24 protein-coding genes are annotated in these 25,323 nt (G+C 41.7%); 13 read left to right on the top strand and 11 right to left on the bottom strand.

Translation table 11 applies throughout. The features are described 5' to 3' along the window. Positions 1-214: 214 nt before the first annotated feature. Together JIG37_RS07750 and JIG37_RS07755 are read left to right on the top strand one after the other, a co-directional pair. On the top strand, positions 215-847 hold the full coding sequence (locus JIG37_RS07750) for a LysE family translocator (RefSeq protein WP_166339057.1): 633 nt from the start codon (positions 215-217) through the stop codon (positions 845-847). An 8-nt stretch (positions 848-855) separates the two neighbouring features. Next, the gene (locus JIG37_RS07755; RefSeq protein ID WP_054551787.1) at positions 856-1,320 is read left to right on the top strand and encodes a methylglyoxal synthase; all 465 of its coding nucleotides are present in this window, start codon (positions 856-858) and stop codon (positions 1,318-1,320) included. A 31-nt stretch (positions 1,321-1,351) separates the two neighbouring features. On the opposite strand, the gene yegD is transcribed toward JIG37_RS07755, so the two are convergent. From yegD to JIG37_RS07785, 6 genes are all read right to left on the bottom strand, one after another. Further along, positions 1,352-2,719 carry a molecular chaperone gene (yegD, locus tag JIG37_RS07760; RefSeq protein ID WP_199529108.1) on the bottom strand — a complete coding sequence of 456 codons (1,368 nt, stop codon included), beginning with the start codon at positions 2,717-2,719 and terminating at the stop codon, positions 1,352-1,354. 67 nt (positions 2,720-2,786) lie between these two features. Further along, complete coding sequence (locus tag JIG37_RS07765; RefSeq protein WP_199529167.1) at positions 2,787-3,626, bottom strand: DNA ligase; 840 nt, start codon at positions 3,624-3,626, stop codon at positions 2,787-2,789. A gap of 92 nt (positions 3,627-3,718) precedes the next feature. After that, positions 3,719-4,375, bottom strand: a complete 657-nt coding sequence (locus tag JIG37_RS07770; RefSeq protein ID WP_199529109.1) for an HAD family phosphatase — start codon at positions 4,373-4,375, stop codon at positions 3,719-3,721. Between the two features lie 48 nt (positions 4,376-4,423). Next, positions 4,424-4,723, bottom strand: a complete 300-nt coding sequence (locus JIG37_RS07775; RefSeq protein ID WP_054551791.1) for a hypothetical protein — start codon at positions 4,721-4,723, stop codon at positions 4,424-4,426. 109 nt (positions 4,724-4,832) lie between these two features. Continuing rightward, the gene (locus tag JIG37_RS07780) at positions 4,833-7,127 is read right to left on the bottom strand and encodes a TonB-dependent receptor (RefSeq protein WP_199529110.1); all 2,295 of its coding nucleotides are present in this window, start codon (positions 7,125-7,127) and stop codon (positions 4,833-4,835) included. Positions 7,128-7,495: 368 nt separating this feature from the next. Further along, positions 7,496-9,190: a mechanosensitive ion channel domain-containing protein gene (locus JIG37_RS07785; RefSeq protein WP_235376934.1), complete on the bottom strand. Its 1,695-nt coding sequence runs from the start codon at positions 9,188-9,190 to the stop codon at positions 7,496-7,498. A gap of 156 nt (positions 9,191-9,346) precedes the next feature. On the opposite strand from JIG37_RS07785, the gene JIG37_RS07790 reads away from it, so the two are divergent. Then, entirely contained in the window at positions 9,347-9,895 is a 549-nt protein-coding gene (locus JIG37_RS07790; protein ID WP_054551794.1) for a DUF308 domain-containing protein, read from the top strand. A gap of 22 nt (positions 9,896-9,917) precedes the next feature. On the opposite strand, the gene JIG37_RS07795 is transcribed toward JIG37_RS07790, so the two are convergent. After that, positions 9,918-10,790: a mechanosensitive ion channel domain-containing protein gene (locus tag JIG37_RS07795; RefSeq protein WP_054551795.1), complete on the bottom strand. Its 873-nt coding sequence runs from the start codon at positions 10,788-10,790 to the stop codon at positions 9,918-9,920. A 198-nt stretch (positions 10,791-10,988) separates the two neighbouring features. On the opposite strand from JIG37_RS07795, the gene JIG37_RS07800 reads away from it, so the two are divergent. The 5 genes from JIG37_RS07800 to JIG37_RS07820 all read left to right on the top strand — a co-directional run bounded on the left by JIG37_RS07800 (position 10,989) and on the right by JIG37_RS07820 (position 16,593). Continuing rightward, entirely contained in the window at positions 10,989-11,198 is a 210-nt protein-coding gene (locus JIG37_RS07800; protein ID WP_138616917.1) for a hypothetical protein, read from the top strand. A 217-nt stretch (positions 11,199-11,415) separates the two neighbouring features. After that, positions 11,416-13,554: a M3 family metallopeptidase gene (locus JIG37_RS07805; RefSeq protein WP_138616915.1), complete on the top strand. Its 2,139-nt coding sequence runs from the start codon at positions 11,416-11,418 to the stop codon at positions 13,552-13,554. Between the two features lie 89 nt (positions 13,555-13,643). After that, on the top strand, positions 13,644-14,501 hold the full coding sequence (locus JIG37_RS07810; protein ID WP_199529111.1) for a carboxylate/amino acid/amine transporter: 858 nt from the start codon (positions 13,644-13,646) through the stop codon (positions 14,499-14,501). Positions 14,502-14,536: 35 nt separating this feature from the next. Further along, the gene (locus tag JIG37_RS07815; RefSeq protein WP_199529112.1) at positions 14,537-15,766 is read left to right on the top strand and encodes a glycerophosphodiester phosphodiesterase family protein; all 1,230 of its coding nucleotides are present in this window, start codon (positions 14,537-14,539) and stop codon (positions 15,764-15,766) included. Positions 15,767-15,855: 89 nt separating this feature from the next. Next, complete coding sequence (locus tag JIG37_RS07820) at positions 15,856-16,593, top strand: dienelactone hydrolase family protein (RefSeq protein WP_199529113.1); 738 nt, start codon at positions 15,856-15,858, stop codon at positions 16,591-16,593. Here the strand turns inward: JIG37_RS07820 and JIG37_RS07825 are convergent. After that, the gene (locus tag JIG37_RS07825; RefSeq protein WP_199529114.1) at positions 16,590-17,501 is read right to left on the bottom strand and encodes a LysR family transcriptional regulator; all 912 of its coding nucleotides are present in this window, start codon (positions 17,499-17,501) and stop codon (positions 16,590-16,592) included. The genes JIG37_RS07820 and JIG37_RS07825 overlap by 4 nt on opposite strands. Positions 17,502-17,635: 134 nt before the next feature. On the opposite strand from JIG37_RS07825, the gene JIG37_RS07830 reads away from it, so the two are divergent. Then, the gene (locus tag JIG37_RS07830; RefSeq protein WP_187490557.1) at positions 17,636-18,322 is read left to right on the top strand and encodes a type 1 glutamine amidotransferase domain-containing protein; all 687 of its coding nucleotides are present in this window, start codon (positions 17,636-17,638) and stop codon (positions 18,320-18,322) included. Between the two features lie 112 nt (positions 18,323-18,434). Beyond that, complete coding sequence (locus JIG37_RS07835; RefSeq protein ID WP_199529115.1) at positions 18,435-19,025, top strand: rhomboid family intramembrane serine protease; 591 nt, start codon at positions 18,435-18,437, stop codon at positions 19,023-19,025. A gap of 22 nt (positions 19,026-19,047) precedes the next feature. Here the strand turns inward: JIG37_RS07835 and JIG37_RS07840 are convergent, their stop codons facing one another. Further along, positions 19,048-20,067, bottom strand: coding sequence for an endonuclease/exonuclease/phosphatase family protein (locus JIG37_RS07840; protein WP_348535077.1), 1,020 nt, complete (start codon positions 20,065-20,067; stop codon positions 19,048-19,050). 8 nt (positions 20,068-20,075) lie between these two features. Next, complete coding sequence (locus JIG37_RS07845; RefSeq protein ID WP_054551805.1) at positions 20,076-20,450, bottom strand: STAS/SEC14 domain-containing protein; 375 nt, start codon at positions 20,448-20,450, stop codon at positions 20,076-20,078. 111 nt (positions 20,451-20,561) lie between these two features. Here JIG37_RS07845 and yghU point away from each other — a divergent pair, with 111 nt between their 5' ends. Genes yghU through JIG37_RS07860 form a run of 3 tightly spaced genes read left to right on the top strand, consistent with a single transcriptional unit; the run spans position 20,562 to position 23,180 of the window. Beyond that, a complete protein-coding gene (yghU, locus tag JIG37_RS07850) occupies positions 20,562-21,401 on the top strand; it encodes a glutathione-dependent disulfide-bond oxidoreductase (RefSeq protein ID WP_199529116.1) in 840 nt (279 codons plus the stop codon). Positions 21,402-21,436: 35 nt separating this feature from the next. Further along, positions 21,437-22,735 carry an MFS transporter gene (locus JIG37_RS07855; RefSeq protein WP_054551807.1) on the top strand — a complete coding sequence of 433 codons (1,299 nt, stop codon included), beginning with the start codon at positions 21,437-21,439 and terminating at the stop codon, positions 22,733-22,735. 58 nt (positions 22,736-22,793) lie between these two features. Next, the gene (locus JIG37_RS07860; protein WP_054551808.1) at positions 22,794-23,180 is read left to right on the top strand and encodes a hypothetical protein; all 387 of its coding nucleotides are present in this window, start codon (positions 22,794-22,796) and stop codon (positions 23,178-23,180) included. Between the two features lie 59 nt (positions 23,181-23,239). Here JIG37_RS07860 and JIG37_RS07865 read toward each other — a convergent pair whose 3' ends face one another. Next, positions 23,240-25,162: a S9 family peptidase gene (locus tag JIG37_RS07865; RefSeq protein WP_199529117.1), complete on the bottom strand. Its 1,923-nt coding sequence runs from the start codon at positions 25,160-25,162 to the stop codon at positions 23,240-23,242. Positions 25,163-25,323: the final 161 nt, after the last annotated feature.

A 25,323-nucleotide genomic window follows, 5' to 3' on the forward strand; every position in this document is an offset into this window, starting at 1 on the left:
ATGAATTACTGACAACTCTTAGGTTGTTTATCTTACCCGATAGGCTACCAGACAGGCATTATCCAAGGGTGGTAAGAAGGAAACCTAATAAATATCCCTATAAAAGAAAATGCCAGTCAGCTCTTAACTGACTGGCATTAGGCATTGATTGCCCGCTTTTTCTTTTTCTAGAAGCTTGTTAAAATCAACTACCTAGCTTTTTATCTTTGTGCCGATGATCAATCCAGAATTTCTACTGTCGTTTTTAGGCGCCAGCTTTTTAATTGCCGTAGCTCCCGGCCCTTCTAATGCATTTTTAATGGCACAAACCTTTGCCAATGGCCGTAAAGCCGGAATGCAAAGTGCCTTTGGTTTTGCCTTAGGTGGTGTAGTGCATACTTTTTTTGCGGTGGTGGGTTTAACAGCAATCTTAAAAGCATCGACTGTTGCCTATACCACAGTCCAGTACTTAGGTGCGGCGTACCTGTGCTATTTGGGCGTAATGACGTTAAAAGACACCTTCACACAGCCTGAGCCAGACTGCGACGAAAAACCCCATGTAAGTACCAGTAAAAAGCAAAATGTGATGTTTCAAGCAATGATGACCGAGGTACTCAATCCTAAAGTCGCCTTATTCTTTATTGCGTTTATTCCGCAGTTCGTCGATCCGAGCTTATCTTCAACGACCTTCCAGCTCGCTTTTTTTGGCTTACTCTACCCACTTTTTGCTTTTCCGATCGACTGCACGTATATTTATTTCGGCGATAAGATAGCCAGTTATTTTCGTGATCACCCACAAACCCAAATTTGGATTGATCGGATCACGGGGCTGGTGTTTATTGCACTAGCAATTAACCTATTGATATAAGAGCACTTATGGAACAAAAACAACAAGCCTTACCAGCCAAAAAGAATATTGCCCTCGTAGCCCATGATGGTAAAAAAGCTGCCCTTCAGGCGTGGTGTGAAAAACACCAAGACATTTTAAGTAAGCACACGCTATACGGTACGGGCACAACAGGTCATTTAATCGAGCGTACAACAGGGCTTGAAGTGATTAAGCTGCTAAGCGGCCCTATGGGGGGCGATCAACAACTTGGTGCTAAAATTGCTGAACATGAAGTGCACATGCTGGTGTTTTTCTGGGATCCACTTGCATCGCAGCCACACGACCCAGATGTAAAAGCATTACTGCGTTTAGCTGCGGTTTGGAATATTCCTGTTGCCTGTAATGAAGTCAGTGCCGATATGCTATTAAGCTCACCTATGATGGAAACTGAGCTGTGCCGCACGTTGCCAGATTACGAAAAATACCTCGCAACGCGCCAAGTGACTCTTTAGTTCTATAAATCGATATCTCAAAGTGGGGCGATTAGCTATAAAGCTTATGCGCCCACTTAGTTAAACCTGCAGTCACACTACCAAAGTGATCTCCGTTCAGCATTGCAATATCACCTAAATGGGCTTTTAACGCAGCCTTGATAAGCGGTGATTGTGCACTACCGCCCGTTAGGTAAATAACATCAGGCGTTGTACCTGCTTCTTGAATCGCTTGTTTAGCTAGGCTCACGATCTGGCTTATCGAATCATCAACGGCTAAAGCGAGATCTTTTAGCGTTAAGCACTGTGTTAAGTCTGAATCTAAGAAACGCAAATCTGTAGTAAATTCATTCGCTGATGAGAGCGCAATTTTTGCCGCCTCGCCTTGCTGCACTAATTGATGACCTTGCTTATTTTGCTGCAATTGAATTAAGCGTTTAAAAAGCGCAGGCTCTTTGACTTCACGAAGTTGAGTCAGTAACTCACGATGATGGGCATCGCTATAAAACTGACTTTGCAGATTTACATCATTGATTTTACAAGCTTGCCAAAACGGTTGATTCGGCAGTGGAAGTCCCGATTTAAACTCAGTGCCTAAACCTAGTAATGGCATTAAACCATGAAAGCTCAGCGCAATATCTAAATCATTTCCACCCACACGCTTACCACTGTGAGCTAAAAAGTCATTGTCACGGCACTGTTTTTCACGAAAGCTCGGCCCCATTTGTACAAATGAGCAATCGCTAGTCCCCCCGCCAATATCGACAACCAACACTTTTTGGTCTTGCTGCAATGAGGTTTCATAATCAATCCCCGCCGCTAACGGCTCATATAAAAATGAGACCTCTTTAAAGCCTGCGCGTTTTGCTGCTCGCTCTAATATGCCGAGCGCTTGTTGATTAGACTCTTCACCACCGACTGATTGAAAGTTTACCGGTCGTCCAATTACTGTTTCTGTTAATGTGTCTTGCAAAGATTGCTCGGCGCGTTGTTTAATTTTTAAAATCATCGCCGTGGCAATGTCTTCAAAGAAGTTTATTTGCCCTTGCTTTAAGCCTACTGCACCAAAGAATGACTTAGGTGATTTTACAAAGTAACCTTCTTCAGGAAATTGCACATACTCGCTAATTGCTTCGCGACCTATAAATAAGGTCTCATCACCAGCTTGAATATCGAGGTCAGATTTAATCCGAGGAATGATATTTAAAAGCGCTTGTCGCTCAGTTTTAAAGTCGTGCTCAAACGGGCTACCTGTCAGATGTTTTGTCACAAAATCGACAACTAATGCACTGTGATGAGTATAAAGTGTTGAGGGTAAATACTGTTTGCCTTGCTCAAGGGGTACTAAAGAGACTTGTTGCTCATTATCCATTACACCGATTGCACAATTTGAGCTACCGTAATCAAAGCCTGCAAACATTCTAACACCTATACATCAATAAAAAGGCCGCGAAATTTACCATAGTCGCAGCCATTTTTGAATGACGCTATGGCGTTTCATGCAAAAAGCTTGCAAAACGTGGTAGGCCATTTTTAGTAAAGCCATGATATTTGTAGGTAATAGTACTACCTATCGCTGGAGGCGATGTTCTTTGTTGATCGGTAAACCCCGAGCCAATTTTAAATTCGGTCCCATCACTGCTACGCACCTTGAGTGCACCAAGCATATTTTTATACTTACCCTTTCCTGCAATGTAACCGATTACAACCGCTTCAGCGTCAAAATAAGGCTTTAACTTTAACAATGCATCACTACGCCCTGTACTGTGCTTAGCTGAGGCTAAATGCAGCATGACGCCCTCAGCACCTTGTGCGACTAGCTCATCCATAAACAAACTAAGTTGCTTGTTATCGTTAAAATGTTTTTGCTCAACAGCTTTAATATGCTCAATTTTCAGCTGGTTTACTAACCTTGAATAGTTTTCATAGCGCTGACTGAATGGCGTTGTTGCATCCGGCATATCAAATATCATGTAACTGACGGTTTGCCATTCAGACTCTACAGGTGTGACTTTTCGAACAATCCCGCTCACATTGGCAAAGTCTTGGTGCTTAGTCCAAAGCTCTCCATCAAGCCAAACATCTGGCAGCGGCGCGGTAAACCACTTTGGCGCATAAATTAGGTTACCATTTCGGGTTACTAATTGACTCCCAGTCCAAATAGCTCGAACGCCATCATATTTTTCACTAACTAAATAGTCAGATACATTTACCTTTTCGGCTTGATAGACGTTTGCTAAAAGGACTGAAGGAGCTTGTTGCGCCTCGGCTGAAAAGCCTATAAATAAAGTGATTGCGCACAAAAGCGCACGAGTGAATTTAACCATCATTGCTTCCTTGCAAATTTGTGAGTTTTAAAGTGGCTATTCCTGCTTAATCATAACCACTTAACAATAGCTGTTTTGTGATTGCCAGCTAATTATAGTTTAGTTTCTAGCCATTTGAAAAATTCGTTCAAATCAGCAAACACGCCTGCCGCTTTACTAAAATCATGCTCTAACGTGAAATGATTAGGCACAGCAAACACAGCAACACCGGCATTGCTCGCAGCGGTGACACCGGTATAAGTATCTTCAACTGCTACAGCTTCATTAGCTGTAATATTTAACGTATCAAGAGCTAGTTGATAAGGGTCACCAGCAGGTTTAGGATTGTTAACATCATCTTTGGTAACCACACAATCAAACCAATCAAAAATGCCATAGCCTTTTAAAATAGGATAGGCTTCATTTTTTGCACTGCCTGTTACTAAAGCCATTTTTAAACCACTGGCTTTTACTTGCTCTAGCACTTCTTTAGCGCAAGGCATATAGGCGGGTAAATGAGTACTAACAAAACGGCCAAATGCCGCGTACTTATCATCCGTTAACTGCTCTGGATTGATACTAAGCCCATAACTTTCAACAACCTCCTTTGCGGCTTCAAATGTTGGTCTCCCAGAGAAGCGCTTACAAAAAGTAGCTTCATCATACTGCACACCAAAAGGAGCTAATAAATCATTCCAAATATTAAAATGCACACTTTCAGAGTCCACTAAAGTGCCATCCATATCAAACAATACTGCTTTTAAAGTCATCCTCATTCCTTCAAAGTAAAAAGGTGCCATAGGCACCTTTAAATATGATTATTCAGTTAAGCCCGCAGGTGGCTCAGCAAACGCTTCCTCGCCGGTTTCTACATCAACCAGCTCGTAGCCACGTTGCTTTCTTACCACTTTTAAAATTGGCTTAGAAAACGCTGTTTTTAAACGATCTGCATCTGCTTCAAGTTCTTCGACTGTATTACCAAATGGTGCGGCACCGGTTTCTGACCAGTTAGTCACTTTACCATTTAAGTTATATTCAACTTCATGAATTTGATATTGTGCCGCTTCATCTTTTGTTGCTTCACAAAAAATGACACGGTAGTTCCAAAATCCAGCCATAGCTATTCTCTTTCTCTTTAATTAATCCTGCCACTTTAGCAGTTACCAACGCGATTATAAACGAAAAAACCCGCTATACAGCGGGTTTTCATAAGACTTATTTTTCAGCTTAGAAGAAGCTTACTTTAAACTCAGCACCGATGTAACGCTCTTCGTTCACCATTGCTGTGTTGTTATTGAAGTCAATAGCACCGATTGATTGCTGCTCATCGAACATGTTACGTACGAATGCTGATACTTCATATTCGTTGTCGCCTTGTGCCCAAGCATAGCCTGCACGTAAACCAACTTCAGTTAAAGGCTTGCCTTCAAACTCAACTGACTCATATAAGAAGTAGTTGATTTCACTGCGGTAAGACACGTCAGCGTAAGTGAAGAATTCACCATCAGCTACTTCGCGGCTATAACGTAATGTAAGGTTAGAGATCCACTCAGGTGCGTGCGGTAAGCTGTTACCGTCTAAAATTGCACGGTCTTCAGGACCAAAGGCACCAGGCACTTGGAATGTTGGATCAGTCACTGTACATTGACCACATACTGCAACAGCTAGGTTATCATCTTTAAGCTCTGTGTTGTTATAGCTTAAGTTAAACGTTGCGTTTAGGTTGTCAGTTAATACCCACTCAGTGTCTAACTCAAAACCATAACCAGTTGTTTTATCAGCATTAACTAAGCGATTGAAGTTTGCACCACCACCTACAGCTGTTAATTGTTGGTCATCCATTGTGTAGTAGAACACTGTTGCGTTTACACGACCTTGGCCGTCAAGTACGTCTGATTTGATACCTGTTTCGAATGACGTCACAGTTTCAGACTCAGCAACAGTTACTTCATCACCGAATAAGATACGACCTTGGATACTTGGTGCACGGAAGCTGTTAGCAACACGTGCGTACCAGTTTACGTCATCGTTGATCTTGTAGTTAGCAGATAAATCCCAGCTAACGTGGTCGTCACTTGGGTTTTCTGTTAGGTATAACGCACCGCCACCTGCTGGGCTTAAAGTACGGTTTGCAGAGAACTCTTTTTCGTCATCTGAGTAACGAAGGCCTGCAGTGATTTTTAAATCATCTGTGATTGTGTAATCTAATGAACCGAATACCGCCCATGCTTTGGTATCTTGCTGCTGGATAACATAGCCGTTTAACTCACCCGGTGTTGAACCGTATGTATCGTAGCTGAAGTTTTCGATTGTTAGCGCTTCATCAAAGTAGAAAACACCTACTTGGAAGTTTACGTCGCCAGCATAGTTACTAGATAAACGAAGTTCTTGCGTGTATTGGTCTTGATCTGGAATGCCGTCAGCACTTTCAGAGTAGAATGGGATAAAACCTGGGCCCATTGGAGCTGAAGGATCGTCTTTAACATAAAAGCCGTAACCACCGTCGATGTCAGCGCGAGAATAGATTTCGGCACTTTCCCATGCAGAGATTGACGTAAGAGTTAAATCATTGATATCCCACTCAAGCTTTAAGCTTGCGCCTTGAGATTCAACTTGCTGTGTCGCACGAGAAGCCGCATCGTGATAAACCACATCGTGCTCAAAATTATCTACTAAGTCGTTTGAACCCGCTTTAATAGCGTTACCACGGAATGCGATTGGCTTACCGTCCATATCACGAACGTGGTAGTTGAAAAGACCTGTGAAATCGTCACCTTCGTATAAAAACTGAATACGTGCCGCTTTTTCAGTGTAACCACCTAAAACGTCATCTTGTTCAAAACCAGGTGCACGATTATCAATATAATCGTCTTTTTCTTGCCAAAGTACAGAAACACGCGTTGATAAACGGTCAGTTAAGCCACCGCCAACAGCACCTTCAAAGTCAACTGCGCCACGGCTACCGTAAGATACTGAACCATAGCCTTCAAATTCTTGTGATGGTTTAACTGTATCAAATTTAACAAGGCCAGCCGGTGTATTACGACCGAATAAAGTACCTTGTGGGCCACGTAGAACTTCTACACGTGCTACGTCAAAAACAGGGAAACCTTTTAAGATTGCATTCTCTTGAACAACTTCGTCTACAACTAACGAAACTGGTTGAGAAGCATTTAGGTCAAAGTCAGTGTTACCTAGACCACGAACATAAAAGCGTGGGAAAGAACGACCAAACGAAGATTCGATTGATAAGCTTGGGATCTTCGCGTTCATAAAACGAATATCCATACCAGCTGAGCTGTAAGCGTCTAAGTTGTCACCTTGTAATGCAGATACAGCAACAGGTACTTCCTGAGCATTTTCTACACGTTTACGTGCGGTGATTTGAATAACTTCTAGTTGGTTGTTTTTTGCTGCTGGCGCTTCGTCTGCAGCAAGAGTTGAAAATGAAGTACCTGCTACGGCAGAGAACAACGTTGCATTGATAAGTGTTGCTAACGTAGATCTTTTCATTGCTTTCATGTCGGGTTTTAACCTTTTTTATGCACTCTTATTCAACGGTGATGATGTTGCGTCAATTCATTTGACGGGCTCGGCCAATTTTTCGCGCCTTGTAATAAGCTGCGCGGACCTCTAAATCGAGAGTGCAAAACGAAGTGAAGAGGCTGAACGAACGCTGACGATTATAACACTTTATGACACTTTTACTGCATTAAAAGTTAGAAATATACAAATTTTTTACAACAATTAGCGGCAACATCGGCGCATTTAGAAGATTTTATGCAATTATTTTTCAATAAAGCGGACATATGTCCTGTGCATCTAATTACAACAATGTGTAGACATTATGTACAAATGAGAGCCACTTTCATTTGCTCCTTTTTCAGTAACTAATCGGTAACTCGTGCGAATTCTGGGTTAGCTAATTCGCATTCATGCTCATTTAATAAGCCTAACACTGCTAAATTTAATTCTTCGATTACTTCCATATAGAATGCAAAGTCGACGGTCTCTACGTAGCTTAGTACATCCACTTGTAAAGCCCAAGGCGTAAAGCCTTTAAAGCGAACCCGACACGGTTCAAAGGCGATATGCTTATGTTGTTCTAATAACTCTCTTAGGGCCTGCATAAACGACATAAGATTTTGTTGCTTGGTGTTGGCACTGAGCATCAGTTTAGGTCGATAAGAAATTCGCTCTCGTTCAGAGACGTTCTCAAGCTGCATATCAACAAACTTAGCATTTGCTACATAAATGACAGAGCGGTCAAGGGTTCGGATACGCGTGGCTCTTAAGCCTATTTCTTCCACAGTCCCCAACTGACTGCCAAATTTACATAGATTACCTATTTTTACCGGCGCAGAAATATAAAGGGTGATTGCAGCAATGATATTCTCAACAGTTTTTTGCGCTGCAAGGGCAATAGCAAGCCCACCAATGCCTAAGCCAGCTAACAAGGTAGTAGCATTAAAGCCTAAATTTTCAAACCACATAAATAGCAATGAAATGACAATCAGAGTTTTTGCTACATTGCTTATAGGTCGTAATAAGAAAATCGCTTGTGGCTTATCTTGTTTAATAAAACGCTGGCTTAATCTGTGTTTGGCAAGATCAACTGCCCGTAAACAAATCCAACCCCACGCAATCAATAACACAGTTGCGCCATGGAATAGCGCCATTACAGCAATAGTGACATTTGATTGGTCGTTCAATGAACGAGCCATAAACACAGCAAGTAACAGGCTAATTGGCCCATTAATAAAACCAATAACGTCATTTTCTACAGGTACTTTCAAATGTGCGAGGATAAATGTGATTAAGCGAGTAATGATAATCGCGACTAGCAAAAACAACACAAATGAGAAGGCAAAATAAATCCATTGCCAAAGCATCACCCCCAAAAACTCGATGTCTGGCAAGTTATCATATAGCCATTCACCTACTTTGTTATAACCATACTCTTTGGTGAGTAACGGTATTTGACTTACCGTTGCATTTGATATTTTCCAGATCCGATTATCTGTTTTATCATCAGGTACTAGTTGTAATAAAATTTGTACCTTACCTTGTGATGTACTGATTTCCCCCACCAAATCACGATAGCTAGGCACACTTTCTTTTTGTTTACCTTCAGGCTTATTACTCAAGTTATCAACATCAACCCATAAGGTACGATCCAGTACCACTGATAAATTTTCAGCAAGTTGAATTTTTCCTAATGCTTCAACGTCTTTAGGTAGATTACGATAGTCAAGATAATGGCTAGCCAGTTCAAAATCGCGAGCGCGAGCCGCTTTTAAGTAACCCTGCATTGAACTACGTGGCGTTATCCGGTCAAAGGCATCATAGGGCAAGTCATCTTCGAGAGATTCCTGCGCTTTTTCAGCTGTTGAAGGTGTATTGGTTTCTGATTCTTGTTTGACGGGCTTTTGTTCGACTTGTTCTTCCTTGCTGTCTTTATCAATTAAGGATTTAACGGTCACTTCTGGTGTGGTTGTTGCCCATAATGGCGCGTTAAACAACAGTAAAAAACACACTAATAACTTACTAAATTGTAATGAAAACTGGGTATTACAACGGCTCACGCTTTATTCCTTGTTCGATAAACATTAAATCGCTGAAATATTCAGCTAATTAAATTAGAGCATGGTTTGTGTAACTGTACAAAAAATAATTAAAAATCTTTGCAAGTAAGCGCTGAGATGATAGTTATATAGAAACTAAAGCAAAGGAAAACGATAATGCAGATTTCAAGTTCACTCATTCCTCATTGGTCGTCATTGATGATCCATGGCGCCATTGCCATCGTTTTTGGCTTGTGTGGTTGGTTTGCCCCAGAAGCTTCACTAGCGATTCTGATGTTTATTTTCGCCGCTTACTTTTTTGTCGATGGTGCCATTAGGACTTGGTTAGCTATTGCTTCAAAAAATGAAAACCCACTTTGGTGGATGCTATTAGTGGGTGGTTTAATTTCAATTGCTGCTGCACTTGTAACCCTGTTTGCTCCCAACGTAACGGCTATCTTAATGCTCTACTTTATTGCCGCATGGGCCATTGCTATCGGTGTAATTGAAATATTGATTGCGAGTAAACTACGTAAAGAGATCAGTAATGAGTGGCTGCTAATTGGTAGCGGTATTATTTCAATAATCTTTGGTGGTTATCTGATATTTAACCCAGGCGCAGGCATAATCACCCTCCTGTGGCTAGTAGCAAGCTATGCAATCGTGTTTGGCATAATGATGGTGTTACTTGCTTTGAAGCTGAAAAAACTCAATGAACAAGCATAAAAAAGCGGCTTAGCCGCTTTTTTTATTTTTGGCTGTTACGCCTTGTTAAAGCAATTTCACCATCAATATGAATATCGCGCTGCGGGAATGCGATAGTAATGTTGTTTTCAGCAAATACTTTATAGATGCTAAAACGCAGCTCACTGCGCACTTGGCGAAGCGGTGCTTCTGATTCAGCACATACCCAGAAAATAGCGCTAAAAGTTAAAGAGCTATCAGCAAAATCATCAAACAATACTGACGATGCAGGTGTTTTTAAAATTGCTGGGTGCTCATTAAGAATTTGCTTCATCAGCTTTTCAACCAATACCACATCTGAACCATAAGCAACGCCAACATTTACAAACGAACGAGCATTACGGTCAATTAAGGTCCAGTTAGTTACCGTGTTTTCTAATAAATGGCTATTAGGTACCAGCATATGCACACCATCGTTACGACGGATACGGGTTGAACGGGTATTAATAGTCTCGACAACCCCTTTTGCTGTGCCTACTTCTAAAAAGTCACCAATACGAATTGGCCGCTCCCACATTAATATCCAACCACTAATAAAGTTATTAATAATGTTTTGCGCACCAAAACCAACACCGATAGCAATGGCACCAGAAACAAATGCAAACGCCGTCAGAGGAATATTGAGTACCTCAAGCGAGGTAAACACGAGCACAGCAATAGTAACGACAAGATAAATACGCGTGAACAGGTGAACTGTGTCAGGGCCTAGGTTTTTTGCCTGCAATGCTTTTTTAATTAATCGACCAATCCAGGTGACCACAAACCACATTAAAAACAGTACCAAAGGTACTTGAATTACTTTTAGTACAGTAATTTGCACATCGTTGTAGGTGAACAAGACAAACGATAGTGCAGATTGCAGATCAGCAAGGGTCATAAATTAACATTCCTAGTAAAAAATGAGTTTGATTCAGTTGTGACTAAGTTTAGCACGGCATAATAGGTGAAAACTTGGTAAATACTAAGTTCTTTATGCGCAATATGCGCTAATTATTAACTATTTTAGACTACAGCTGCTATATACATAGAGAGAGCTTGAGGTTTCACAGGCTTTGAATAGCACGAGGAGAACACAATGTCACAAATGACGCTCACACAAAAACTTGCCACTTTACAACCCTTGGTCGATCTAAACTTATTTGAATCAAGTTTAGAGTACCGTAACCGCATCTTAAATTTACTTGCTGAGCAAGAACACTCACTGACTTTAATTAACAAAGAGTTTGGCAACGCTATGCCAGAAAGCTTTGGCTCAGAGAAAAAGTTTGTGTTGGGTTACAACTAACCTATGGTGATTTATTACCAACAAGATTTAAACTGGCAGCTAGTGCCACTTTTTACTTAAGTGAGCCATTAATACACAATTGATGGCTTTTTACGCACATTTATCCCCTCGATCACATTATTTGCGTTCAAATTCCCCATTCAGACGACAAACTTGATTGTTTCTAGCCAAAAATTTGATAAGTTAGAAAAGATTTATCCACATTTTTGGAGCTCTCATGCGTAAGACCTTAGTAGCAACTACGATTGCTAGTGTGCTTTTATTATCTGCTTGTAGTTCACAACAAGCCGACACTCAAACTCAAGTTGAAACTGCCGCTGAAACACAAACAGCTAATGTTGAAAACGTTCTTTTCAAGCCAAGCCCTTTACAATACATGGCCCCTGAGTTTGATAAAATTTCGACCAAAGATTACGAGCCAGCGTTTGAAGCAGGCATCGCACAGCAAAAAGCTGAAATTGCAAAGATTGCAAACAACCCAGAACCAGCAACATTTGAAAATACCCTTGTTGCTATGGAGTACTCTGGTGAGCTATTAGACCGTACGTCTGCGGCATTTTTTAATTTATCGGGTTTAATCTCTAACAGTGAGTACCAACGTATCGCCGCGAAAATGGCGCCGATTATGTCAGCTCACACAGATGATATTTACTTAAACAAAGCTTTATTTGCTCGCGTACAAAGCATTTACGACAACAAAGCGTCTTTAAATGCTGAAGATCAACGTCTTGTTGATTACTACTACAAAAAGTTCGTTAACGCAGGTGCAAAACTAACTGAAGCTGAAAAAGCAAAAATGCGTGAAATCAACGCAGAGCTTGCCAAGCTTTCAACTGAGTTTTCACAAAACATCTTAAAGTCATTCAAAGAAGATGTGATTTTAGTTAAAGATAAAAGTGAATTAGCGGGTTTATCTGAAGGTGAAATTGCAAGCCTTGCAGCTGCTGCCAAAAAAGCAGGTAAAGAAGGTTACATGATCACATTGGTGAACACGACTCGCCAACCTATCTTACAAAGCCTTGAAAACCGCAAGCTTCGTGAAAAGATTTGGACAACGTCTTCAACGCGTGCACAAGCAACAAACAGCCCTATCATCATCAAAGAAACTAAGCTACGTGCAGAAAAAGCGGCATTACTTGGTTATAAAGATTGGGCTTCGTATGTAATGACTAATCGTATGGCGCAAACAACTGAAAATGTTTACGGCATCCTTGATGACTTAGCACCGAAAGCGGTTGCTAAAGCAGAAGCAGAAGCAGAGCAAATCCAACAAGTAATCAAAAAGTCAGGTGAAACGTTTGCGCTTCAACCTTGGGACTGGGCGTTTTACGCTGAAAAAGTTCGCCAAGAGAAGTACGACTTAGACCCAGCTTTAGTTAAGCCTTACTTTGAAATGCAGTCAGTGATCCACGACGGTCTATTCTTTGCGATGAATAAACTTTACGGTATTACCTTTAAAGAGCGTAAAGACCTACCGGTTTATCACGAAGACGTCATGGTGTTTGAAGTATTTAACGAAGACGGCAGCGCTATTGGCCTATTCTACATGGACCCTTACGCACGTGAAGGTAAACGTGGTGGTGCCTGGATGAGTGCCTATGTTAGCCAAAGCGGTCTTAAAGACACTATGCCTGTGATCTACAACGCACAGAACATTCCTAAGCCAGCTGAAGGTCAACCTACACTCATGACTTTCTCTGAAGTAACGACTATGTTCCATGAGTTTGGTCACGCTGCACACGGTTTATTCTCTGATGTTAAATACCCAAGCTTAGCGGGTACAGCCACTGCTCGTGACTTTGTTGAGTTCCCTTCACAAGCACACGAAGACTGGAATATTGAACCAACAGTACTGGCAAACTATGCCAAGCACTACAAAACAGGTGAACCAATTCCAAAAGCGCTTTTAAATAAAGTACTTGAGTCACAAAAATTCAACCAAGGCTTTGATACAACTGAGTATTTAGCTGCGGCACTGCTTGATATGGAATGGCACTCATTTGGTGTTGATGCTGACATTACAGACGTTCAAAAGTTTGAACATGATGCATTAGACAAGCACGGTATTGCTTACTACCCAGTACCACCACGCTATAAGTCTTGCTACTTCAGCCACACCTTTGCCGGTGGTTACTCAGCGGGTTATTACGCTTACCTTTGGACTGAAGTATTCGCAGCAGATGCGTTTGCACACATGACCGAAGAAGGTGGCTTAACACGTGAAAACGGTGATAATTTCCGTAAAGAGATTTTATCAAAAGGTAACAGCCGCGACTTAATGCAAAGCTACATTGAGTTCCGTGGTCAAAAACCAACAACAGACGCACTATTAAAGCGTCGTGGTTTAGTTGAATAATCTAAAATTATTCGCAAAATGATGAAAGCCCGCAATTAATGCGGGCTTTTTGTTATAGTGCAATTTTTAAAATGACAAATTAATCAAACATGATCTACTTATTTGCTGTAACCCTGCTTTGGGCCTTTTCGTTTAGTCTTATTGGTGTCTATTTAGCAGGCCAAGTGGATGCATGGTTTAGTGTATTAATGCGTATTGGCTTGGCAACTTGCGTATTTTTGCCCTTTTTACACTGGCGTAAAACCCCTAAAGCCTTAGCACTAAAGCTCATGGCAATAGGCGCAGTACAGCTTGGTGTGATGTACAGCTTCTATTACCATTCGTTTTTGTACCTTAGCGTGCCCGAGGTACTGCTATTCACGGTAATGACGCCACTTTACATCACTTTGTTAAACGATTTGCTTGAAAAACGTTTTAATGCCAAGTTTTTATTCGCCGCATTACTGGCTATTTTAGGCGCCGTTGCTATTCGCTATGAAGGCGTCGATGAAAACTACCTTATTGGTATGTTAATGGTGCAGGCTGCCAATATTTGCTTTGCCACTGGGCAAGTAACCTACAAACGTTTAATGCAAGATAAGCAGCTCCCCCACTCTCGGGTGTTTGCTTGGTTCTTTATTGGCGCTTTAATTGTCGCGCTGATTTGTTACGGTTTATTTGGTGATACCAGTAAGCTACCCACCACAACGACACAATGGGGCGTGTTAATTTACTTAGGCACGATTGCTTCAGGGCTTGGTTATTTTGCTTGGAATAAGGGCGCGACCATCGTCAATGTAGGTGCCTTGGCTGTCATGAATAACCTCCTGATCCCAGCAGGGATCATCGTTAACATTGTGATATGGAATCGTGATGCCGATATCATCAAGCTTACCATCGGCGCAGCGATTATCTTATTAGCACTTATTATAAATCAGAAACTTAATAAAACTGCCATGGAGCAATGATAGGCTAAACTCTATTAGATTAGAGGAATGCTGTTATGCGCGCACTGGTTTTATGTTGTTTAGTTTTCATTATTCAAGGTTGTAAAAGTCTGCCTGAGGAGCAGGCAGTGCAAGTGGGTGCTAGGCCTTACTATTTAATCGACAAGATGACAGATGGACTTTTAAAGCAGCAACTTGCAGCATGCGGTAATGGCCCTTTCTATAAAACTGATTTTGTAATTGGTCATCGTGGCGCCCCTATGCAGTTTCCTGAGCACAGCAAAGAGTCATATTTAGCCGCTGCAAGAATGGGCGCTGGCGTACTTGAATGTGACGTCGCCTTTACTAAAGACAAACAACTCGTGTGTCGCCATTCACAGTGTGATTTACACACCACTACCAACATTTTAGCGATTCCTGAGCTCGCTGCAAAATGCAGCCAACCTTTTACCCCGGCCAAAGACGGCCAACCAGCTCAGGCTAAATGCTGCACCAGCGATATCACCCAAGCTGAGTTTTTAACCTTAAAAGCTAAAATGGATGGTGCCAATGCAAATGCCAAAACCGTCGCAGAATATATGCAAGGCACACCAAGCTGGCGCACTGATTTATACGCAAACAGCGGCACCCTAATGACCCACCAGCAAAGCATTGAGTTATTCAAATCTCTAGGTGTAAAAATGACACCCGAGCTAAAAAGTCCAGAAGTCAGCATGCCATTTAACGGTTTTAGTCAGCAAGATTATGCGCAAAAAATGCTTGATGAGTATCGAGCTTTAGGTGTGGATAGCCAAGATGTTTATCCGCAATCATTTAATCTTGAAGATGTGAAGTATTGGCTAAGCAATCACCCTGAATTTGCAAGCAACAGTATTTATCTTGATGGCCGAGATGAGCAAGCAGACTTTGATGCGATGGATGAAACAACTTGGCAGCCATCAATGCAGGCTTTATATAACGATGGAGTACGCATTATCGCACCGCCAATGTGGATGCTTTTGAGCCTTGATGAGTCAGGTGCAATCGTGCCTTCGCTTTATGCTATTAAAGCTAAACAAGCAGGGCTGAAAATCATTACTTGGAGTTTAGAGCGCTCTGGTCCATTAAATTATGGCGGTGGTTATTATTACCAGTCGATTGCCCGTGTAATTAAACAAGATGGGCAAATGATGAAAGTGGTAGACGTCCTTGCTAAGCAAGTGGGTGTGATGGCTATTTTCTCTGACTGGCCTGCTACTCTTACCTATTACGCAAGCTGTATGCAGTATCCTGCCTCAGAGAGTTAACTGAGCATCAATAAATTTCAAGGGCTTTGACTCGTCCAAAAGGTGGGGCTGAGGTATTATTAGCTAAACCGTTTTTTACAAGGATAAACATGATTATTCAGCACCATAGCCACGACATAGCGATAAATACTGGCGCAATGCGCACCAGTATTTATCGCCCTGTAGAAGAAGGTAAATACCCGTGTATTATCTTCTATTCTGAGATTTTCCAAGAAACAGCACCAATTGCACGCTCTGCGGCAATACTTGCTGGTCATGGTTTTGTCGTGTTAGTGCCAGAAGTTTTTCATGAGTTAAATCCTATTGGGACAGTACTTGCCTATGATGATGCAGGTAAAGACAAAGGCAATGCCGACAAATGGGCAAAACCGCTTGAGAGCCATGACTCAGACACTGACGCTTTAATTGCATTTGCACGTCAGCAAGATTACTGCACAGGCATTGTAGGTGCCATGGGCGTATGTATTGGTGGTCACCTTGCATACCGTGCTGCATTAAACCCAAGTATCAAAGCCGCTTTTTGTTTATACGCGACAGATATACACAGCGATACCTTACCAGCGCAAGCGGGTAATAACTCATTTGAGCGCATGGCAGATATTAAAGGTGAGATCCACTTTGTTTGGGGTAAACAAGACCCACATGTACCAAAAGAAGGCCGCCTTAAAATTTACCAACAAGCGGTGGCAACAGGCATTAATTACCAGTGGCAAGAAGTGAACGCCCAACATGCGTTTATGCGCGACGAAGGCGACCGATACGACCCAGCCCTTGCCATCAGCATGTATCAACAAGCCGTTGCTTTATTTAATCGCACGCTTGTTTAAATCGTCATAGTGGCAACTTGATTAGTAAAATAATCCTTCAAGTAATCAAGTAAAACCCGCAGCTTTTTACTTCCCGCCGCCCCTGGCGGGAATACGCCATAAAGTTCAATATCAGCAGTTTTGTAATCATCTAAGATTGTGCGTAACAATCCCGCTTTGATCCTGGGTAGTGCATCATAAACTGGGATTTTCGCTAAGCCATGCCCAGCTTCTACAAAGGCAGTTCGTGCAGCAGCGTTGTTGGTACTTATGCCACCACTAACAGCCACTTCAAAACGGCGTTTATCTTTTTCGAGCGTGACAACAGCACTACTTGGTTGATACACCACCCATGTATGATCTGCTAAATCGGCGATGCTCTTTGGTATAGGGTATTTTAAAAAGTAATCGACTGAACCGCATAAGCAGGTAGCCATACTTGCAAGTTTAGTGGCTTGTAAGTTTGAGCTTTCAAGGGCCACGCCTCTAATCGCTAAGTCAAAGCCCTCTTTGATGATATCAACCACATCATCACTAAGCTGTAAATCAATATCTATTTTCGGATACAAACGCTTAAACTGAGCCAGTGCCGGTACCACAAGTTGCAAACCAACATTCACCGGACAACTCAATTTAATAACCCCAACCGGTTCACTCTTTAAGTTCTCAAGGTGTAGGTTAGCAGCCTCAGCCTGCTCGGTGATAGCCTGACAACGTTCATAATAAGCCATACCCGCTTCGGTAAGGGTCATGGTGCGCGTTGAGCGATTAAGTAACGTCAGCTTTAATTGCTGTTCTAATTTCTTTAAGTGATAACTAACTACAGCCCTTGATAAACCAAGTTGTTGAGCCGCTTTAGTTAAGCTGCCTTGCTGCACAATGTGGGCAAATACCACCATACTTTTTAGCTGCTCAAACGATACTTTCATACAAACTCCTAATCTAACCTGAATCATTGTATCAATTATTAAACCAATGAAGTCAAGTTTATCTGCGTTGTTTAATTCAACTCTCACCCCTATAGTTTTATCAACGATGTTTAATTCACAAAAAGGGATTCACTATGTCAGCTAAGAAAATTTTAATGGTACTTACTTCACACGATCAGCTTGGCGATACAGGCCATAAAACGGGTTTTTGGGTCGAAGAATTTGCAGCACCCTACTACGCCTTTATTGATGCTGGTGTAGAGGTAACTTTAGCCTCTGTTAAAGGTGGCCAACCTCCGGTTGATCCAAACAGTGCAGCCCCTGATGCGGCAACCGATGCCACAAAACGTTTTGAGCAAGACAGCGCAGCAAAAACTTTAATGGCTAATACTAAACCTCTTGCTGAAGTTAAAGCCGATGATTTTGATGCGGTATTTTACCCTGGCGGCCATGGTCCGTTATGGGACTTAGTTGATAACCAAGATTCGATTAGCTTAATTGAGCAATTTCTTAACTCAGATAAGCCAGTCGGTGCAGTATGTCACGCCAGTGCCGTATTACTGAATGCGAAAAATGCCGCTGGTAAATCTGTGGTATTTGATAAAAAAGTAACAGGCTTTAGTAATTCAGAAGAAGATGCCGTACAGCTTACCAATGTTGTGCCATTACTTGTTGAAGATGAGTTAATCAAACAAGGTGGTCAGTATCAAAAAACTGATGATTGGGGCGAGCTTGCAATTGAAGATGGCCTACTAATTACAGGGCAAAACCCTGCAAGCTCTGAGCTTGCCGCGAAAAAACTACTGACCAAATTAGGTTAGACTAGGTCAACATGCCCTAGACCTTTAGTAAACACCTTGCATATCAAGGTGTTTACCTTCACTTTTAATAAGTTATACTCATTCGGTCACATTGATTTAAGAGCTTCTCATCATGACTGAAAAAAAAACTGTCAAAATTCCTCCTATCAGTAGTAAGCGATTCGCAATTTTAGGCATTATGCTACTGTGCTTGGTACTGCAAATAGTTAATTCCCTACCCGGCATAAATTTAAACGGTTTAGGTATATTACCAAGGCAGATGTCTGGTTTATCAGGGGTATTTTTTGCGCCATTTTTACATGGTGGCTGGGCACACCTTTTCAGTAACCTAGTGCCATTTGCTATTCTCGGCTGGCTAGTTTGCCAATTTAGCGTAAAACGCTTTTGGCTGGTGTTTGCAGGCACAGCGCTCATTGGTGGATTACTAGTATGGCTATTTGGCCGCAGCAATATTCATGTAGGCCTAAGTGGTGTTATCTATGGTTTATGGGGCTATTTAATTAGCTACGGCATTATGCACCGCTCATTCAAAGCCATTTTAATCAGTATTGCGGTTGCTGTGCTATACAGCGGCCTGATTTGGGGTGTCTTCCCGCAGCGCGTTCATATTTCATTCGAAAGCCATTTATTCGGCGCAATTAGCGGCGCATTCATTGGCTATATTATGGCAAAGCGTGATAAACAAAAGAGCCCTAAGCTTTAAACTGACAGCTTAAAGCTATAAGTTAGTCTCTTAACTTCATTGTCACCATCACAACGCCATGGTCGGTACTTTGATCATCATAGGCAAACTGTGGGTTGATTAAGTGCTGATCATAAGTGTGATAATCAACTACTTCAAAAAAGCTACCCTGAAACCCGGCATCAAACTCACGGGATAACAAAATATAATCAAATACTGAGCTGCTACTACCAAAATAGTGGGTGGCTTCTCTGTCGTTCTCAGTGACAACATGGCGCTGATAGAGTTGCCAACTATCTTGTAGTTTAAACTCTGAACGAGATGGGCTATTTTGGCTATGACCGCTAAAACGAAGGTGGTCAGCGATTAAATGGTTAAGCACACCATCGTGTAACTCATTATTAAAGTCCCCCATCACAATCACAGGGTTATTGGTGTGCGCTCTGCGCTTAATAATTTCAACGAGTAACAGCGCTGCTTCACTGCCACGCTGCATACTTGATGCCCAGCGCCCAAGGGCTTGCGATTTTAACTGCATAACTAAGTTTTGCTGTTCGCTGTGGCTTTCATCATCTTGGTGATGGAGCATGCTGCGCTTAGATTTAAAGTGCACTACATAGCAATCGACGTGTCCTATGTGAGGTACTTCAAGTGTCGCGCGAATAATACTGCGGCTAAAGTTAAAATTATCGCTCAAGCCCATCGCTAAAATATCATCTTGCTCTGCCTCAACCTGACTGACAGCAACAATTTTAAAGCGTGAGGCAATGGCCACAACCGGATCGCGATAAATAAAGTCATCAATCACCGTTGGCTCATCAACGACTGCAAAATAAGGGTAACCCTCTGCGTTAACTTGATGTTTTAGTTCATTGATACTGAACACTTCTTGAAAGCCAATAATATCTGGCTGCTGATTTTTAAGGTAATCGGCCAACCAGCGCTGCTTTTTGGCCCATTGCTCAGCGCTATAAATGCGCTGAAAATCATAAAAGGCGTCAGGTGGCGCTAAATAATTATATAAATTAAATGTCGCCACCTTTAATTGGCTGTTTTCTATCACTTAATTCCTTATTCGTGTAACCACTCAGAGGCAATAATCGGGTCTTCAAAGTATTTCACTTCGCCACTGATAAACCAGTTACCCACTTTGCTTGCCACTTGTTGCCAGTGTTTGTTACCAACTACTGCTATACGGCAAAACTCTTTGTTGTGTTTAAGGCCTAGCTTAAAATCATCCCACGCGGCTTGTAACTCCCAGCCTTCTAGTTCAGTAATATCAACATAGGCTCTTATTTTTGCACTCGGAACTGCCGCTACAGCATTATCTATAAGCGGAGTGAGAGTTTTATAATCCTCGTGGGTAAGCTTCCCAACAATTTTCATTGTGAGATAAAAAGTCGTGCCAGTGCGCTCAAGGCCAATGGCTAAACCATGCTTTTTCATGTCATCCTCCTTGTTATTCATAATTAATAACTGTACTTCCCTTGCTCTATCTGATCAACTAGGATGGTAGTCTCGTAATGACATTCATTAAAGCACAATTTAGGAGTTTCAATGAGTAATACCGACAGTTATACGCCACCTAAAGTGTGGCAATGGGATGCAGAAAACGGTGGTGAATGGGCGAAGACGAATCGTCCGGTCTCAGGTGCAACCCACGAGCAAGACTTGCCCGTTGGTAAACATGACCTACAACTCTACTCGCTTGCGACACCAAACGGCCAAAAAGTCACTATCATGCTCGAAGAGCTATTAGAGATTGGTATTGATGAAGCCGACTACGATGCATTTTTAATTAAAATTGGCGATGGTGACCAATTTTCTTCAGGGTTTGTCAGTGTTAACCCTAATTCAAAAATCCCAGCCTTAATGGATCACAGTACCACACCCGTTACTCGCGTGTTCGAGTCAGGTGCAATTTTACAATACTTGGCAGAAAAGTTTGATGCGCTGATCCCAAGCGATCACGCCAGTAAAACAGAGTGTCGTAATTGGCTGTTTTGGCAAATGGGCTCTGCCCCCTACTTAGGCGGAGGCTTCGGTCACTTTTATAGTTATGCACCATTTAAAATGCAGTACCCAATTGATCGCTTCACCATGGAAGTAAAACGCCAGCTAGACGTATTAAACCGTCATTTAAGCGACCATGACTATATGGCTGGTAGCGAATATTCAATTGCCGATATCGCTATTTGGCCTTGGTATGGCAGCTTAGTACTTGGCAATTTATACGATGCGGCAGAGTTCTTAGATGTTGAGTCATACAGCCATGTGATGCGCTGGGCAAAACAAATTGAGCGCCGCCCTGCTGTAAAACGAGGTCGTAGAGTCAATAGAACTTGGGGTGATGAAGCTGAGCAATTAGCAGAGCGCCACTCTAAGGAAGATTTTTAAGGGCTTAACGGCCCTTTTTCATAAAAATAAACAGTATGAAAAAGCTCAGTAAAGAAGATATCTATCAACGTCTTAGCAATACCGAAGATGCCCGTGCCTGTAAAGCGATTGATGAAGCTGCTTGTAAAGTGGTACCCGGCAATTTTATTACTTTATTAGTGAGCCAGCTATTTAGTAAGTTTGCAGATGCCCTGCTAAACCCTAAAGTGACTCTGCCGTGGCTACTGCAAAGCATTAATGTACCAAGTAGTTTTATTGCTTGGCTTGTGCCTATTCGTGAGTCAGGCTCAATGTTGCCACAACTGGCCATCGCCAGTGCTATTCGTAGGCTCCCAGTTAGAAAGTGGGTTTGGGTGATTGGCGCCATAGTGCAAGCTTTGTGTATTGTAGGCATGCTTATTTGTGCTTTAACACTTCAAGGTGCAACAGCAGGTTTTGCTATCATCGCGATTTTGATTATCTTTAGCCTTGCTCGTGGCTTTAATTCCATTGCTGCAAAAGATGTATTAGGCAAGGTCATACCTAAACAACAACGAGGCAGTATTAGCGGTCTTGCTGCGAGTTTTGCCGGATTTGCAACGCTCACCTTTGGTCTTGGTTTATGGTATCTACAAAGTCTTGGCTATGAAAATGGGGTGTATGTTGCTTTAATGCTGGCCGCTTTAATGTGGCTGTTTGCAGCGCTCAGCTATAGTCGCATTCAAGAATACAAGGGCGCAACCGAGGGCGCTGAAAACGGCTTTTTGCATGCTTTGTCAAAATTAAAACTGCTTTACCAAGATAAACAATTTGCTCACTTTATTATCACTCGTGCGTTGTTGCTATGTTCTGCTTTGAGCGCCCCGTTTTATATCGTTCTTGCTAGTGAACAGGCTTTCGACTTTTCACTACTTGCTACGTTTATGGCGCTTTCTGGGCTTGCCAGCTTAGTCTCTGCGCCTATCTGGGGTCGACTAAGTGATTTATCGAGCCGCAAGGTATTAGTGTTTGCTGCAATGCTCGTCACCCTCAACGGTTTCGCCGTTTATTTAGTTGCTTATCTGAGCCCACAAACGCTCAATGAGTTTTGGCTATTACCACTCTGTTATTTTTTACTCACCGTAGCTCATCAAGGGGTTCGCCTTGGTCGTAAAACCTACCTTGTTGATATGGCTGAAGGAAACAAGCGCACTGACTATGTCTCTGTTAGTAATACGGTGATCGGAGTTATATTATTACTGCTAGGTAGCGTCGGCTTACTAAATACCTACTTAACGACTGCTGAGTTAATTTTTTTCTACAGTATCTTAGGCTTACTTGGTGCAATTAGTGCGTGGTTTTTACCCGATGCCTAGACCCTCGGGTAAAAAAAGCGCATAATCGCGCTGATTTTATTTCTAAAAAGGACTTACTATGAAAAAGGCAGCGCTTGCACTTTTTACCCTACTTACACTTTCTGCTTGTAGCACCAGTGTGCCTATTCGTAACTTTGACGCAAACCCTGTACCGCAAATGGCGTCTGGCCAACATGACCTTGAAAGTATCAAAACCAATATTTTAAAAGCATGTATGAAACTAGGCTGGACGTGTCGTTCAAATGCCGAAGGCCAAATCTTAGGTAAACTTGATATTCGTAAACACCAATTACGCGTTGATATTACGTTTAACGAGCAAGAATACTCTATTGATTACAAAGATTCGATCAACCTTGATTACAATGGCAAAAAAATCCACCGCCAATATATCAATTGGGTTACCAACTTAATGCGCAATATTGATGCTGAATTAGCCTATAAATAAAATTGACGCAGAATCAGGTATTAAAAAAGGCGACCTAGGTCGCCTTTTCTTTGCTAATTCTAGTTTTTCAAGTTCTTATCGAAGAACTCTAAAAACGCTTTCAACGTTTTAATTCTGTATGGCTGGTGCGATAAGTAATGATCGCCATCTTCAAGCTCAATGTAAGTAACATCTTTACCTTCGTCTTTAAGTTCATCATCCATTTCACGGCTATGATAAACAGGCACTACATTATCATCAGAGCCATGAACCAACAGCACCGGACGATTAATTTGCTTTGCAAAATTAACAGGCGACACCTTTTCAAGTTTATCGCCATCAGTTCCAAATTGCTTACGCACAATTTCTTTATTAGTGAAATAACGCGCTTTACTAACAATACGCTCAAGATCAGTAACGCCTGCAAAGCTTGCTGCACATTTGAATGTTTCTGGGTGTTTAACCACCGCCATTAATGCAGCATAACCACCATAACTTGCCCCGCCAATACAGATTTTATCTTTATTAGCGATACCTTCCTCAACAAGCCAATTCGCCGCATCTTGCAAGTCATCTTGCATTTCTTTACCAAAACCTTGAACTGCAGCCATCTCAAATTCATGGCCATAGCCACTAGAACCACGGAAGTTTGGTTGCAGTACTGCATAACCATTATAAGCAAGTAATGCAGTCCAATAGTCAAAACCAGCGTAATCACGAGCCATAGGACCACCATGCGGGAACACAATAGTGGGTAATTTATCGCCTTCTTTGTAACCCACAGGTAAAGTTAAATACCCTTCAATAGTTAAACCATCACGGGCTTTATAACTGATTTTCTTTTTACCGCTGTAAACTGTTTCATTTACATCTGGGAATGCGCTTGCAAATACCGTTAGCTCACTGGTATCGCGATTCCCAATCATGTAAGTTCCAGCACTATCATCACTAGTTAAATAAAGCACATATTGGCGCTGATCTTTACTGGTATCAATGATATCTATGTCAAATTTATCTTTTGGTAAAACAGCGCGTAAACCTGTATAGAGCTTATTTAAATCCTCATTCCAGTAACGGATCCCTTCATCTAATTGAGAGTGTGTAAAGCCTGCTACTTCACCTGTAAGTGGTGAGTAGAAAATATGACCGTCGAAGTCATAGTTATCATCGCTGAACACTAACTCTTTTTTCATGGTCGTTAGGTCCATTTTATAAAGCGCATCATAGCCATCTTTAAGAGCTTTGAAATAAAGAATATTAGGGTCTTTATCGAAGCCCAAAACAGTCACTACATCAGGGGTAAATGCTTTATATTTAAATAACGTTTTACGGTTATCTCTATCTTCATCGTAAAGAATATATTCAAATTCGTCTTCATCCATTTTAAGGGCAATACGCACATTACCTTGGCGGTCTGCTGTCCAATCAATCACTTTACTGCGTGAGCGCTGAATTTTTTTCTTACGAAGTGTATTTAAATTAAGTTCATACACGCCAGGGGCATTGGCAACATCAAAGTCACCTTGAACTAAAATTTTATCTTTTTGATCGGGTAAAAAGCTGATGACCTGATCACCAAATTGCGGTTGGCGTTCATCACGGTTAAAGTTAGGCTTTATAGCCAGTTTCGCTTTTCCATCACCACCAATGTTATACGCATATAAACGCGTAGATGTATATTTAGGGCCGCCAAATTGACGTTGAATATAGCGTGCACCTAAAAGCAGTACCTCATCATTTGCCCATTCATACCAATCGAAGAAGATAGTGTGATTATCTGAACGAATAACAGCATCTGCTTCTTTAGTTTTGCGGTTATAAACCATTAAAACCAACTCACCATTCACATTTCGAATAAACGATATGTGTTCACCACTAGGCGAAAATTTTACTTGGCTAAAAGCGCGTAAAGAGGCGAATGATTCTACAGGGAGTTGCGTGTTTTCAGCAGCACGGGGCATTAAGCTCAGCACTGCAAAAAATGTAAGCAGTAAGTACTTCATAGTAAAGTCCATTTTTTTATTGTTCCGACAATATTAACATTAAATTACAAAAAAAGACTAACTCAAAAAAACTTAGGCATATCTTTCATTCGCTTAAAACGAACATAACACTCGATTAATAGCATTATTAATTTATTTTTTGATAATTATAATGGCTGCAC

The organism is Pseudoalteromonas sp. bablab_jr010, from assembly GCF_016464105.1.
Lineage (GTDB): Bacteria > Pseudomonadota > Gammaproteobacteria > Enterobacterales > Alteromonadaceae > Pseudoalteromonas > Pseudoalteromonas simplex.